This window comes from Streptomyces echinatus, from assembly GCF_014203595.1.
GTDB classification, from domain to species: domain Bacteria; phylum Actinomycetota; class Actinomycetes; order Streptomycetales; family Streptomycetaceae; genus Streptomyces; species Streptomyces echinatus.
Genome location: NZ_JACHJK010000012.1, coordinates 296116 through 308618, shown reverse-complemented (window position 1 = coordinate 308618; position 12503 = coordinate 296116). Strand labels below are relative to the sequence as shown.

At 72.6% G+C, this 12503-nt stretch carries 12 protein-coding genes and 1 pseudogene; 3 read left to right on the top strand and 10 right to left on the bottom strand.

What is annotated here, in order from left to right; genetic code table 11:
* The 9 genes and pseudogenes from FHS34_RS30330 to pgsA form a co-directional block, all read right to left on the bottom strand.
* Window positions 1–137 (bottom strand): annotated as a pseudogene (locus FHS34_RS30330) (pyridoxal 5'-phosphate synthase lyase subunit PdxS); the annotation flags it as partial.
* A gap of 182 nt (window positions 138–319) precedes the next feature.
* Window positions 320–751, bottom strand: coding sequence for a lasso peptide biosynthesis B2 protein (locus FHS34_RS30325; RefSeq protein WP_225817673.1), 432 nt, complete (start codon window positions 749–751; stop codon window positions 320–322).
* Entirely contained in the window at window positions 748–981 is a 234-nt protein-coding gene (locus FHS34_RS30320; RefSeq protein WP_308288319.1) for a lasso peptide biosynthesis PqqD family chaperone, read from the bottom strand. The genes FHS34_RS30325 and FHS34_RS30320 overlap by 4 nt, the downstream gene beginning before the upstream one ends.
* A gap of 1 nt (window position 982) precedes the next feature.
* Window positions 983–2818 carry a lasso peptide isopeptide bond-forming cyclase gene (locus FHS34_RS30315; protein ID WP_184971256.1) on the bottom strand — a complete coding sequence of 612 codons (1836 nt, stop codon included), beginning with the start codon at window positions 2816–2818 and terminating at the stop codon, window positions 983–985.
* 33 nt (window positions 2819–2851) lie between these two features.
* Window positions 2852–2992 (bottom strand): keywimysin-related RiPP, encoded by a 141-nt coding sequence (locus FHS34_RS30310; RefSeq protein WP_184971254.1) that lies wholly within the window; start codon window positions 2990–2992, stop codon window positions 2852–2854.
* 218 nt (window positions 2993–3210) lie between these two features.
* The gene (locus FHS34_RS30305; protein WP_184971243.1) at window positions 3211–3756 is read right to left on the bottom strand and encodes a LemA family protein; all 546 of its coding nucleotides are present in this window, start codon (window positions 3754–3756) and stop codon (window positions 3211–3213) included.
* Window positions 3757–3893: 137 nt separating this feature from the next.
* Window positions 3894–5057, bottom strand: coding sequence for a glycosyltransferase family 4 protein (locus tag FHS34_RS30300; RefSeq protein ID WP_184971240.1), 1164 nt, complete (start codon window positions 5055–5057; stop codon window positions 3894–3896).
* Window positions 5054–5962 carry a phosphatidylinositol mannoside acyltransferase gene (locus FHS34_RS30295; RefSeq protein ID WP_184971239.1) on the bottom strand — a complete coding sequence of 303 codons (909 nt, stop codon included), beginning with the start codon at window positions 5960–5962 and terminating at the stop codon, window positions 5054–5056. The genes FHS34_RS30300 and FHS34_RS30295 overlap by 4 nt, the downstream gene beginning before the upstream one ends.
* Window positions 5959–6681 carry a phosphatidylinositol phosphate synthase gene (gene pgsA / locus FHS34_RS30290; RefSeq protein WP_184971305.1) on the bottom strand — a complete coding sequence of 241 codons (723 nt, stop codon included), beginning with the start codon at window positions 6679–6681 and terminating at the stop codon, window positions 5959–5961. The genes FHS34_RS30295 and pgsA overlap by 4 nt, the downstream gene beginning before the upstream one ends.
* Before the next feature lie 252 nt (window positions 6682–6933).
* On the opposite strand from pgsA, the gene FHS34_RS30285 reads away from it, so the two are divergent.
* Both FHS34_RS30285 and FHS34_RS30280 read left to right on the top strand, forming a co-directional pair.
* Window positions 6934–9135: an elongation factor G-like protein EF-G2 gene (locus tag FHS34_RS30285; RefSeq protein ID WP_184971237.1), complete on the top strand. Its 2202-nt coding sequence runs from the start codon at window positions 6934–6936 to the stop codon at window positions 9133–9135.
* A gap of 218 nt (window positions 9136–9353) precedes the next feature.
* Window positions 9354–11000 carry an AbeC-like domain-containing protein gene (locus tag FHS34_RS30280; RefSeq protein ID WP_184971235.1) on the top strand — a complete coding sequence of 549 codons (1647 nt, stop codon included), beginning with the start codon at window positions 9354–9356 and terminating at the stop codon, window positions 10998–11000.
* Between the two features lie 188 nt (window positions 11001–11188).
* On the opposite strand, the gene FHS34_RS30275 is transcribed toward FHS34_RS30280, so the two are convergent.
* Window positions 11189–11752 (bottom strand): HIT family protein, encoded by a 564-nt coding sequence (locus FHS34_RS30275; RefSeq protein WP_184971233.1) that lies wholly within the window; start codon window positions 11750–11752, stop codon window positions 11189–11191.
* Window positions 11753–11819: 67 nt separating this feature from the next.
* Here FHS34_RS30275 and FHS34_RS30270 point away from each other — a divergent pair, with 67 nt between their 5' ends.
* Complete coding sequence (locus FHS34_RS30270; RefSeq protein WP_184971231.1) at window positions 11820–12476, top strand: potassium channel family protein; 657 nt, start codon at window positions 11820–11822, stop codon at window positions 12474–12476.
* Window positions 12477–12503 lie beyond the last annotated feature (27 nt).

Below are 12503 nucleotides of genomic sequence, written 5' to 3'. Positions count from 1 at the left end.
GCGCCCGCGTCCTCGGCGATCTTCGCCTGCTCCGGCGTGACGACGTCCATGATCACGCCGCCCTTGAGCTGCTCCGCCATGCCGCGCTTGACCCGGGCGGTGCCGGTCTCGGGAGCCTGGTTCTCGATGCTGGACACGGGTGACCTCACTGAAGGGAAGACGATTGATGCTTCCCAGAGGAAACGCGAGTGGACCAGTCCACAGCAAGGGCCAATGGCAAGCCGGTGGATCCTTTTGGCCCGGCCCGTCCGCGCCGCCCCCGCCTCCCCACCCGCGGTTTCCCCTGCCCGACGCGCGGTTCCCTCTTCTCCGCGCGGGGTCAGCGGTCCCTGTCGCGGGACACCGGGGCGATGGACATCAGGGTCTTGAAGTGGCCCTTGGGGTGGCCCTCGCCTACGAGCCGGTCCTCGGCCTCGACCCAGGCGTGGGCGGCGAAGGGGTGGGTGCGCACGCCGGTGCACCAGGTGGGCCAGGAACCGCGCACCCGGCACAGCAGGGCCGTGGCGATCGAGCGCTGAAGGCAGCCCTGCCCGGCACAGCGCAGGCTGACGGACACGACCGCCTCCCGGGCGGCGAGCGCCTGGTCGAAGGTCGCCGGTGCCGCGCCGCGGCGGGCGAATTCCAGGACGGCGCGCAGTCGGGCGGGTCTGACCTTGGCCAGCAGCCGGGCGACGCCCACGACCAGCAGGGGAACCACGCGGCGGTGCGGGGGGAGCCTGCGCCGCTCGGCCAGCACGACGGACATGCTCACGGGATCACCAGCTTCGCGCCGCTCAGGCGCTCGATCACGGCGGTCACGTCGCGCTCCGCCTGCTGGAGGGCGATGCCGTACCGGTCGGCGAGCGCGGCGGCGATGCCGTCGGCCTCCCGCCCGTCCAGCAGTCCCTGGAGCACGCGGGCCCCGGTGTTGTTCAACTGCCAGTACCGGCCGGTGCGTTCGTTGAGCAGTACCGTGCCGTCGTCGGTGACGGTGCTGATCACATCAGGATGAAGACGCACGGGCGTCGAACCTCCAGGCAGGGGTGGGTCGGGTGGCGGCGCGCAGCCAGGTCTCGCAGCCGATCAGCGGTTCCAGCGCGATGCTCGTGGCGTTGTCCGGCTGCGGTGCCAGCAGCCGGGCGCGCAGTGCGCCGGGGTCGATCAGTCCGTGGGCGGCCAGGGCCGAGTCCTCGAACAGCTCCAGGATCCCGGGCAGGTTGTGGCGCAGGCCCCTGTTGGCCTCGTCGCTGAACTCGCCCTTGGTGGAGCGTCCCAGCACGGCCTCGGGTACGACGCCGCGCATCGCCTCGGCCAGCAGCGGCTTGTACCGCCATGGGCCGGCGTGTTCGTGCACCCGGACCGACAGCACGGCCTCGACCACGCGGTCGTCGAAGAACGGCGAGTCGAGCTGCACACCGGCGTCGGCGAACACCCGGGCCAGCAACCGGTACCAGGGGGCGCTGGTGCGCACCGCGAGGAGCAGCTGGTGCTGGGCCAGGTCGGTGGAGAGCGGCCGCACCTCGCTCGCGGTCTGCCGCAGGGCCTCGCGGGTCACGTCGATCGCCGCGTCGGTGGCCCACGCCGGTGCCCGCATCGGCCACACGCCCCATCCGAAAGCGGGGCGGCGCCGGGGCGGGGGCGGGTCGGTGAGCCCGTCGGCCTGGGCCCGCCACCAGGCGGCCTCGTCACCGGGGCGGGCCAGCGCGGCGAGGGTGGGCAGCACGGGCCACCGCCTGAGGGCGGCGTAGCCCCGGACATGCCGCAGGGCGGTCAGCGGGCGGCGCCGGAGCAGCGTGCGCAGATAGCCGGGGAACGGCGTGAACAGCTCGTCCCCGCCGTGTCCCGCGAGGTGCCGGCGTGAGCCGGTGCCGGCGAGCAGCCGCGCCGTGTGACGGGTGCGCGCGATGGTGCGGGCGAAGGGATAGGCCTCCTCCGGGTCCACCGGCCGGTCCGCGTCGGTGAACAGCGGCGGGAGTTCGCCGGGGGGTACGACGAGATGCTCGGCGCGGTCCAGGAGGCCGATGGCGTGGGCGGCGAAGGCGGCGTCGTCGTTGCCGGCCTCGGCCTCACCCCACCGGAAGGTCACCAGGTCGGGCACGTGGCGGGCGGCGAGGAAGCACAGGGAGGTCGAGTCCATGCCGCCGGACAGGTCCGAGCTCAGCCGGCCGTGGCCGGGGGCACGGTCGTCCAGGGCGGCGCCCAGGGCCTTTCCGACGGCTTCGGCGCCCTCGGCCAGGGACAGTTCCGGAGCCGGCGGCCGCCACCATCTCACCTCGCGCACCCGGTCCCGCTCCCACACCAGGCAGTGGTCCGGCGCCGGGGCGGAGATCCCGGACCACAAGGGCCGGCCGGCCAGCGGGGGCGGCAGGAATCCTCCTGTGGCCACCCGGAGGGCCAGCGCCGCTTCGTCGATCCCGGCGCCGGTCATCGCCGCGAGCACATCGGCCCGGTCGGCGGCCACGTCCACCTGGTCCAGCCGGGCGTGGAACACCCGGCGCAGTCCGGTCACGCTGCCCTGGAAGCGGACCTGTCCGTCGACGGACGCCGCCACATGGCAGGAACCGGGCAGGGCCGCCGCCAGCGCGTCCACGTCGGACACGCTCCGGACCCGGGCGGCGAGTCCGGTGAGCCGGGAGGCGGTGACCGGGCAGACCCCGATCACCGCCAGGCGCACCCGGCCCGCGGTGACGGCCGTGATGTCGCCGGGTGACCACCGGCCCACCAGCCACGGCCGCCCCGAGGCGTGCGAGAACTCCTGCGGCGCCTCCCAGGGGACGGCCGCGCGAGCCTCGTCCGCGGCCGCCGTGTCCGGCAGGACCACGAACCCGGTGCTACTCATGCGCTCAGCTCTCCGAGAACCGGTGACCGGTGATCAGAAGCCGCCGCCGTAGTGGCCGAAGATGTCCTTGCCCCAGCCGATGAAGCCCAGGGTGTCCTCGTTGAACTCCCCGACCTCCACCAGGGTCGGCGGCTCGTACGGCTCGGAGTTCGAGATCTCGATGTTCTCGTTCATAACGCCCTCCTCAGTCACGGAAAGCAGCTGGTCAGCTACCAACTGAACCGTACATATGATCGAAGGACATGATCAATCCAGTTTTCACTCACGTCACAGGGGGCCCTCAGGCGGGCCAGGGACACCGGCCGGATCGCCGGTGGCCTGGGGTGATGATCATGGAGCCGGCGGAAGAAAGCGTTCGCTTCACCTGCGCGCGGGTGGCTTGAAATCGAGGCTCATGCCCTCGAACGGTCCGTCAGCACCGCCGGCGGCTCGTCGTCCATCTCGAAGGCCAGCGGGAACGGTGCGTGGCCGGCCAGCCGGAACCAGCGCACCTTGCGGTGTTCACGGAGTCTGCGGGCGGCCCCGACGGCGTCGTTGTGGAAGCGGCGGGCCATCGGCACCCTGCGGACGGCCTCGGCCAGCTCGCGGGCCGCCTCCTCGCCGCCCGGGGCCTCGCGTACCGCCTCCACCTGTGCCGTGTCCTCGAAGACCGCCCGCAGCGCCTGGCTCAGCTCGCTCTCGGCGACCTCCCGCTGCTCCTCCTCGGCCTGCCGGGCCGCGTGGGCGGCCTCGTAGAGCACGATCGAGGCGGCCGGGTCCAGCACGCCCGAGGTCGCCAGTTCCTGTACCACGGAGGCCCGCCGCAGCAACTGGGCGTCGAGCGCGGCCCGGGCGGCATCCATCCGCACGTGCAGCCGGTCCAGCCGCCCGGCCGTCCAGCTGAGGTACACGCCGATGACGAGGAGCGCGACAAGGATCCAGATGAGGGTTGCGGTCACGGCCGAAGGCTATCGGCTGCCGGCCCCCGCTCCCGGCGCCGGTGACGAGCCGCCGCCACCCGCTCCCCGACGTCCCTCACGGTCCGCCGCCGCACTCCCCCGGCGCCGGTCCCGGTCGGCTCCGGGCCGGCCGCCGGTCAGTCCCGGGCCAGCCCGAACCGGGCCCGCAGCCCCGTCGTCCGCTCGTCCGCGCCGACCGCCGCGGCACCGGCCGTCACCGTCTCGTAGACGGACAGGATGTCCGCGCCGACCGTCGACCAGTCGAACCGCCGTACATGAGCGCTGCCGCGCTCACGCAGCTCGGTCCGGCGCACGGGGTCCGCCAGCAGCCGTACGGCCGCCTCGGCCAGCGCGTCCGCGTCCTCGTTGGCGAAGATCTCGCCGGCCTCGCCCTGGTCGAGGACCTGCACGAACGCGTCCAGGTCGGAGGCGAGCACGGGCGCGCCGGCCGACATCGCCTCGACCAGGATGATGCCGAAGCTCTCACCGCCGGTGTTGGGCGCGACGTACAGGTCGACACTGCGCAGGAAGCGGGCCTTGTCCTCGTCGCTGATCATGCCGAGGAACTCCACGCGCGAGCGCAGCTCCGCCGGCAGCTCCGCGACGGCCGCCTCCTCGTCGCCGCGGCCCGCCACCAGCAGCCGCGTCCCCGGACGGGCGGCCAGGATCGCGGGCAGGGCCCTCATGAGCACGGGCAGGCCCTTGCGGGACTCGTCGATCCGGCCGATGAAGCCGATGGTGTCGCCCTGCCACTCCGGCTTGGGCTCGGCCTCGGCGAAGAAGTCCACGTCGACGCCGTTGGGGATGACCACCGCGTCCCCGCCGAGGTGCTCGACCAGCGTGCGGCGGGCGTACTCGCTGACCGCGATCCGGGCGCTGATCTTCTCCAGCGCGGCCTGCAGGATGGCGTAGGCGGCGATCATCGCGCGCGAGCGCGGGTTGGAGGTGTGGAAGGTCGCGACGATGGGCCCCTGCGCCGCCCAGCAGGTCAGCAGGCCCAGCGAGGGCGACGTCGGCTCGTGGATGTGGACCACGTCGAACTTGCCCTCGTGCAGCCAGCGCCGCACCCGCGCGGCCGACAGGAAGCCGAAGTTCAGCCGGGCCACCGAGCCGTTGTACGGCACCGGGACCGCGCGGCCCGCCGAGACGACGTACGGCGGCAGGGGGGTGTCGTCGTCGGCCGGGGCCAGCACGGACACCTCGTGGCCGAGCCGGATGAAGTAGGCGGCGAGGTCGCGGATGTGGAACTGGACGCCACCGGGCACGTCCCAGGAGTACGGGCAGACGATCCCGATTCTCACGCGGGTCCCTTCGCGGGGTCGAGGTCGGCGAGCCACAGGCGCTGGAGCATGTGCCAGTCCTCCGGGTGCTCGGCGATCCCGGTGGCGAAGGCGTCGGCCAGCGACTGTGTCATGGCGGACGTCCTCTCGGCCCGGGTACCCGACTCGGGTACCTCGATCGGGGGATGGACCCGGCCCTTCATGATGGGCGAGTCGTCGTACCGGAGCGTGACGGGCAGCAGCAGCGCGCCCGTCTGCTGGGCCAGCAGGGCGGGCCCGGCCGGCATGCGGGCCGTCTCGCCGAAGAAGTCGACCTCGACACCGGAGGCGGACAGGTCGCGGTCGGCGACCAGGCAGACCAGGCCGCCGTCGCGCAGCCGGCGGGCCAGGGTGCCGAAGGCGGAGCCGCCGCTGTGCGGCAGGACCTCCATACCGAGGCTCTCGCGGTAGGCGACGAAGCGGTCGTAGAGCGTCTCGGGCTTCAGCCGCTCGGCGACCGTCGTGAACGGCGTCTCCAGCTTGGTGGTCACCCAGGCGCCGGCCAGGTCCCAGTTGGCCAGGTGCGGCAGGGCGAGGATCACGCCGCGGTCGGAGGCGAGCCCGTCCGTCAGGTGGTGCACGTCCTTGGGCTCGAAGCCCGTCCGCACCCGCTCGGCGCTCCAGGCCGGCAGCCGGAAGGACTCCATCCAGTAGCGCAGGTACGAGCGCATGCCCGCCCGGGACAGCTCGGCGAGCCGCTCCGGAGTCGCATCGGGCACCACGCGCGCGTAGTTGGCCTCCAGGCGCAGCACGCCCTTGCCGCGCCGTTTCCAGGCGAGGTCGGCGATGGTGCGGCCGAGGCGCACGGCGACGGGCTCGGGGAGTCTCCTGACCGTGCTCCAGCCGGCGCCGTACAGGGCGTCGGTCAGCCGGTCCGCCGCGCTCACTGCGGCGCCTCGCTCCCCTGGGCCGCCGCGGCGGCGGCCTCGGCCTCCGCGGATTCGCGGCGCACGGTGACGACCCGCTGGATCAGCGTGACGAGGCTGCCCGCGGCGACGATCCACAGCGCGATCGGCAGCAGCCACTGGATCCCGGGCACACCGAACTTGTGCAGGCCCGCGAAACCGGCCGCGACCAGCGAGATCACCAGTCGCTCGGCGCGCTCGACGAGCCCGTTGACGGCGACCGGCAGCCCGATCGACTCGCCACGCGCCTTGGTGTACGACACCACCTGGCCGCTGGCCAGACAGAAGATCGACACCGCGCACAGGACGTTGTCGTTCCCGTTGCCCGCGTACCAGAGCGCGAAGCCGCCGAAGATCGCGCCGTCGGCGACCCGGTCCAGGGTGGAGTCCAGGAAGGCGCCCCAGCGGCTGGAGCGGCCGAGCTGGCGGGCCATGTTGCCGTCCACCAGGTCGGAGAAGACGAACAAGGTGATGACCACCGTGCCCCAGAAGAACTCGCCCCGGGGGTAGAAGACCAGCGCGCCCGCGACCACACCGGCCGTGCCGATGAGCGTGACCGTGTCGGGGCTCACGCCCCGGCGGATCAGAAACGTGGCGAACGGTGTGAGGACACGCGTGAAAAATGCACGCGCGTACTTGTTCAGCATGGCCTTCCCGACGGTCGGTGACGCCGCGGCCCTTGCGGCCGCCGGCTGGCCCATCGTAGCCACGCGCGCGTGCGAGTGACGGGCGGGCACCCGTGGCCGCGCCGGGAAGCCGGGACGCTCCGCCGCGCGCGGGACGCGCGTGACGCGAACGGTGTCCCGTACGCACCCTTCGTAGTCCTTCGTATGGACGCGGCGTGACAGGAGTGGAAAGCTCGAATGACCGCGGGCGTCGCCGGAGCCGCCACCACACGCGGGTCCCGCGCGTCCGCGCCCACAGTGACCTCACCGTGCACGGGAGGCAGGATCATGGGCGACAAGGCACAGTCACACCACCCCGGGGCCGCCGGCAGGGCTCTGGCGGCCGACCAACCCGCGTCCGTACGGAATGTGGTGCTGGTCGGCCACTCCGGGTCGGGGAAGACGACTCTGGTGGAGGCCCTCGCGCTGACCGCGGGGGCGGTGAACCGGGCAGGCCGCGTGGAGGACGGCGGCACCGTCTCCGACTACGACGACATCGAGCACCGGCAGCAGCGTTCGGTGCAGCTCTCGCTGGTGCCGGTGGAATGGAACGGCATCAAGGTCAATCTCCTGGACACCCCCGGCTACGCCGACTTCGTCGGGGAGCTTCGGGCCGGTCTGCGCGCCGCGGACGCGGCCCTCTTCGTCGTCTCGGCCTCGGACGGGGTCGACGGCTCCACCCGGATGGTGTGGGAGGAGTGCGCGGCCGTCGGCATGCCCCGCGCGATCGTGATCACGCACCTGGAGGCCGCGCGCGCCGACTTCGAGGAGATGACCCGGACCTGCGCGGAGGCCTTCGGCGGCGACGACCCCGACGCCGTCCTGCCCCTCTACCTGCCGCTGCGCGGCCCCGAGGGGCCCGACGGCCACGCGCCCGTGACCGGGCTGATCGGCCTGCTGTCGCAGAAGCTGTTCGACTACTCCACCGGGGAGCGCAAGGAGTCCGAGCCCGGCGAGGACCAGCTGCCGGACATCGAGGAGGCCCGCAACCGGCTCATCGAGGGGATCATCGCGGAGAGCGAGGACGAGACCCTCATGGACCGCTATCTGGGCGGCGAGCAGGTCGACATCAAGACCCTCGTCGAGGACCTGGAGCGGGCCGTGGCCCGCGGCGCGTTCTTCCCGGTGCTGGCCGCCGCCCCGGCCGCCGAGGGCGCCAGGCAGGGCCTCGGCACGGTCGAGCTGCTGGAACTGGTCACCGGTGGCTTCCCGACCCCGTTCGAGCATCCGCTGCCCGGGGTCACCACGATCGACGGCAAGCGGCGCGAGCTGAAGCCGTGCGACACCGACGGTCCGCTGGTCGCCGAGGTCGTCAAAACCTCCTCCGACCCCTACGTCGGCCGTATCTCGCTGGTCCGTGTCTTCTCCGGCACCCTGCGGCCGGACCAGACGGTGCACGTCTCCGGGCACGGCCTCGCCGACCGCGGGCACGAGGACCACGACGTCGACGAGAAGGTCGGCGCCCTGTCCATGCCGTTCGGCAAACAGCAGCGCCCGGTGACCCACGCCGTCGCCGGCGACCTGGTGTGCGTGGCCAAGCTCGGCCGGGCCGAGACCGGTGACACCCTCTCCGCCAAGGACGACCCGCTCCTGATGGAGCCCTGGCAGATGCCCGACCCGCTGCTGCCGCTCGCCATCCACGCGCACAGCAAGGCCGACGAGGACAAGCTGTCCCAGGGCCTGTCCCGGCTGGTCGCGGAGGATCCGACGATGCGCCTGGAGCAGAACCAGGACACCCACCAGGTGGTCCTGTGGTGCCTGGGCGAGGCCCATGCCGACGTCGCCCTGGAGCGGCTGCGCAACCGCTACGGCGTCCAGGTCGACGTCGTCCCGCACCGGGTCTCCCTCCGGGAGACGTTCGCGAACAAGGCCTCCGGGCGCGGCCGGCACGTCAAGCAGTCCGGCGGCCACGGCCAGTACGCGATCTGCGAGATCGAGGTGGAGCCGCTGCCGGGCGGCTCGGGCATCGAGTTCGTGGACAAGGTGGTCGGTGGCGCGGTGCCCCGCCAGTTCATCCCGTCCGTCGAGAAGGGCGTGCGGGCCCAGGCGGCCAAGGGCGTCGCCGCGGGCTACCAGCTGGTGGACGTGCGGATCACGCTGCTGGACGGCAAGGCCCACTCGGTGGACTCCTCCGACGCCGCCTTCCAGACCGCGGGCGCGCTCGCGCTGCGCGAGGCCGCGGCGGACGCCCGGATCCATCTGCTGGAGCCGGTCGCCGAGGTGACCGTGCTCGTCGGCGACGACTACGTGGGCGCGGTGATGAGCGACCTGTCGAGCCGGCGCGGCCGGCTGCTCGGCACCGAACAGGTGGGCACCGGGCGGACGTTGATCCGGGCCGAGGTGCCCGAGTTCGAGATCGGCCGGTACGCGGTCGACCTGCGCTCGCTCTCGCACGGCACCGCCCGCTTCGACCGGAGCTACGCCCGGCACGAGCCGATGCCGCCGCAGATCGCCGAACGCATCCGCGAACAGGCGGGGGACGAGGGGTAGAGAGGTGGTACGCCGGCGCGCAACGGCGCACGGGCGGGCGGCTTCGGCCGTCCGCCCGCGGGCTGTCGGTACCGGCGGATACGCTGATCACCTGGTCACGTCGTGCCACGGCCGTCCGGCACTCGGCCGGTATCGGCACGGCGGCCGGTCCAACAGGTGTGCGGGGCAGGGAAGTCGGGAAGGCCGCAGGAACGGCACCGGCGGCGATGGGGGCGGGAATGTCGTTTGGAACGGAGTGGGACGGGCCCCAGGTGCCCGTCTCGGGCGACGAGGGGCAGGCCGCGACGGCCGCGCTGGCCTCCGCGGCGTACCGGGACAGCCCGATCGAGGAGATCAAGAAGGCGGACAACGAATGGCACCAGTCGGCCGTCAAGGCGGGCCGGATCAAGCTGTTCCGGCCCAATCTCGGTGAGGCGTTCTCCCGCGCCCTGGTCGACCGGCTGCTCGCCCCCGGCCGCAAGCCGCTCATCCAGTCCTTCGGCACCGAACCGCAGTTCGTGGTGGAGCACGCCCTGGCCGCCAACAACATCCGCCGGGAGCGCGACAACCGCCTGACCGCCGTCACCGTCGTCTGCGGCCTGCTCTTCCTGCCCGGACTGCTGGTCTGGCTCCTCGTCTTCCAGCTGCGCACCCTCGTCGCCAGACGCGACGACAAGCGGGCCGGGACGCTGGCCACCGCGCTCCTCCTGGGCGTCGGTGTGCTCGCCGCCCTGTTCCTGATCAAGATGCCGTTCACCGGCTTCTGGGCCTGGTACGCCCGCGCGGCCGTGGTCCTGCCCGTGCTCGGCTGGTACTGGGCCAAGCAGATCTGCGAGCGCACCGCCACGGACCTGCGGGCCCGCTGGGACGGTCTGCTCTCCGGCACCAGCGTCGGCGCCAAGGTCCCGGAGGCCGTGCCGCGCGGCCCCGGCCAGACCGCCGCCGAGGAGCTGCGCCAGTCACTGGCCCGGCTCACCGCCGAACAGCAGTCCAATTCCGTCTTCTACGCCGGCCCCAAGGGCATACTCGGCATGGGCACCCGCTGGGGCGCCTGGCAGCTCGCCGAGGACCTGAAGCCCGCCGACCCCGGCCGGGAGATCCACCCCTTCCGCAGCTGGGACGTGATACGCGCGGTCCACGACCAGCTGGCCCTCCTGGAGCGCGGCCCGCTCAACACCGGCGGCTTCCCCAAGCCGTCGATACGGCACTGGATCGTCACCCCGATCGGCGAGAAGGCCACGGCCGTGTCCCGGCCCGAGGGCACCGACGTCGAGGCGTTCCAGGTCAAGACGCACGCCATACAGGACATCTGCAACAAGCAGCAGTTCGGCAGTGGCGACCGGCACTACCTGGGCGTGCAGTGGACCCTCTGGGACGGACAGCTGGTGATCACCATGCTGATCACCGTCACCGTGCTGCACGAGACGCTGCGCATCGAGGTCACCGGGCACGCCCTGGGCCCGGTGAACTCCCTGTTCACCTCGAAGCCGGAGGCGCCGACCAAGGAGGTCGCGAAGTCCTTCAAGCCGTGGGAGAACCGCACGATCAAGCTGCCGCTGGTCGGCGCCGACGAGGTCGTACGGCTCGCCGCCCGCGCCCCGCTGACCTGGTACCCGCCGCTGCTGAACTGGCTGGGCGGCTCGCTCGGGCTGCCCGAGCCGTTCGGTCTGCGCCATGCCTGGGCCGACCAGCCGTGGCGCCACCGCTTCATGGCCGACGACGCGCTGCGCGCGGCGACGCCGGTGCTGCGCGTGGTGCACTCGGCCGCGATCAAGGTGCTGGAGGAGAACGGCGTGGACACGGAGAAGTTCGGTGCCCGTTCGTCCTTCCTCAGCGGCGGGGTCCAGGACCCGACGCCGCGAAAGGCCGACCTCTACGACGCGTGAGCCTCCGGCGGTTCGGCCGCGGGGGCGTGGGGGTTCGGCCGGGGTGCGGGTGCGCGGGGGTCGCGGTTTCTGGGGGCTGCCGCCCCCAGGCCCCCGCTTCGGCCGTGGACGGCCTCGTCCTCAAACGCCGGACGGGCTTCCTTGTCCGCTGCCGGCCCAAGCGCTCTTGATCGGCTTTCGGCCCAGGCCTAGGCCACTGCCGGCCAGGCTTCCGCCAGCATCTTGCGGGTGTCGGCCAGCAGCTGCGGCAGCACTCTCGTGTGGCCCACGACCGGCATGAAGTTCGTGTCGCCGCCCCAGCGCGGGACGATGTGCTGGTGCAGGTGGGCGGCGATGCCGGCACCGGCGACCGAGCCCTGGTTCATGCCGATGTTGAAGCCTTGCGCGCCGGACGCGGTGCGCAGGGCCGTCATCGCCTGCTTGGTCAGCTCCGCCAGCTCGCTGGTCTCGGGACCGGTCAGGTCGGTGTAGTCGGCCACGTGCCGGTACGGCACGGTCATCAGGTGACCGCCGTTGTACGGGTACAGGTTGAGAACGGCGTACACATGCTCACCGCGTCGGACGATCAGCCCGTCCTCGTCGGACTTGGCCGGGATGGAGCAGAAGGGGCAGCCGTCGTCGGCCCCCGGGCCGGTCGGCTTGTTCTCGCCCTGGATGTAGGCCATCCGGTGGGGCGTCCACAGACGCTGGAACGCGTCCTGGGTCCCCACTCCGATCTGCTGCTCCGGCTCACTCGTCATGCTAGGCAGCATATGGCGTCACCCTTGCCCGGCGTGTCGCCGGGGCGGTCCCGGGGCACTCACCGGCCAAGCTTGGCCGGTGGACGACGACAGCCGTACGGCACGCTGGGGGCAGGACACCGAGATCCCCCTCTTCGTGGCGGCCCTGGTCTTCCTGGCCGCCTACGCCACCCGCGTCCTGGCCACGGGCCTGCCCGAGTTCTGGCGGGACCTGTGCTGGTTCGTCATGCTCGCCCTGTGGCTGGTGTTCGTCGCGGACTACGCAGTGCGCTGGCGGCTCAGCGGGCAGGGGCCGCGGTTCGTGGCCGGCCATGTGCTGCTCACGGTGGTGGTCGTCCTGCCGCTGCTGCGTCCCCTGCGGATCGTCCCGCTCTACGACGAGGTGCAGCGCGGGCGCGGTCAGCCGCGGGTCTCGCTGTACGCGCGGGTGATCTCCTACGCGGGCCTGTCCACCTTGATCCTCGGCTTTTCCGGTGCGCTCACGGTCTACCAGGTGGAGCGCGGGGCGCCCGGGACCACCATGCACACGTTCGGCGACGCCGTGTGGTGGGCCGCCTCGACCCTCAGCACGGTCGGCTACGGCGACGTCGTGCCGGTGACCGTCCTCGGCCGGGCCATCGCGATCGTGATGATGGCCTGCGGTCTCGCCCTGCTCGGCGCGGTGACGGGTTCCTTCTCCGCCTGGCTGATGCGGACCTTCACACGGGAGACCGACGAAGGGCCCCCGGGGAGCTGAACCTCCCGGGGGCCCTCGGACGGGGCG

Coding starts and splice junctions, on each gene's coding strand:
- FHS34_RS30315 (WP_184971256.1), bottom strand. CDS start 2,818: ATGAGTAGCACCGGGTTCGTGGTCCTGCCGGACACGGCGGCCGCGGAC.
- FHS34_RS30310 (WP_184971254.1), bottom strand. CDS start 2,992: ATGAACGAGAACATCGAGATCTCGAACTCCGAGCCGTACGAGCCGCCG.
- pgsA (WP_184971305.1), bottom strand. CDS start 6,681: ATGGGCCAGCCGGCGGCCGCAAGGGCCGCGGCGTCACCGACCGTCGGG.
- FHS34_RS30285 (WP_184971237.1), top strand. CDS start 6,934: ATGGGCGACAAGGCACAGTCACACCACCCCGGGGCCGCCGGCAGGGCT.
- FHS34_RS30280 (WP_184971235.1), top strand. CDS start 9,354: ATGTCGTTTGGAACGGAGTGGGACGGGCCCCAGGTGCCCGTCTCGGGC.
- FHS34_RS30275 (WP_184971233.1), bottom strand. CDS start 11,752: ATGCTGCCTAGCATGACGAGTGAGCCGGAGCAGCAGATCGGAGTGGGG.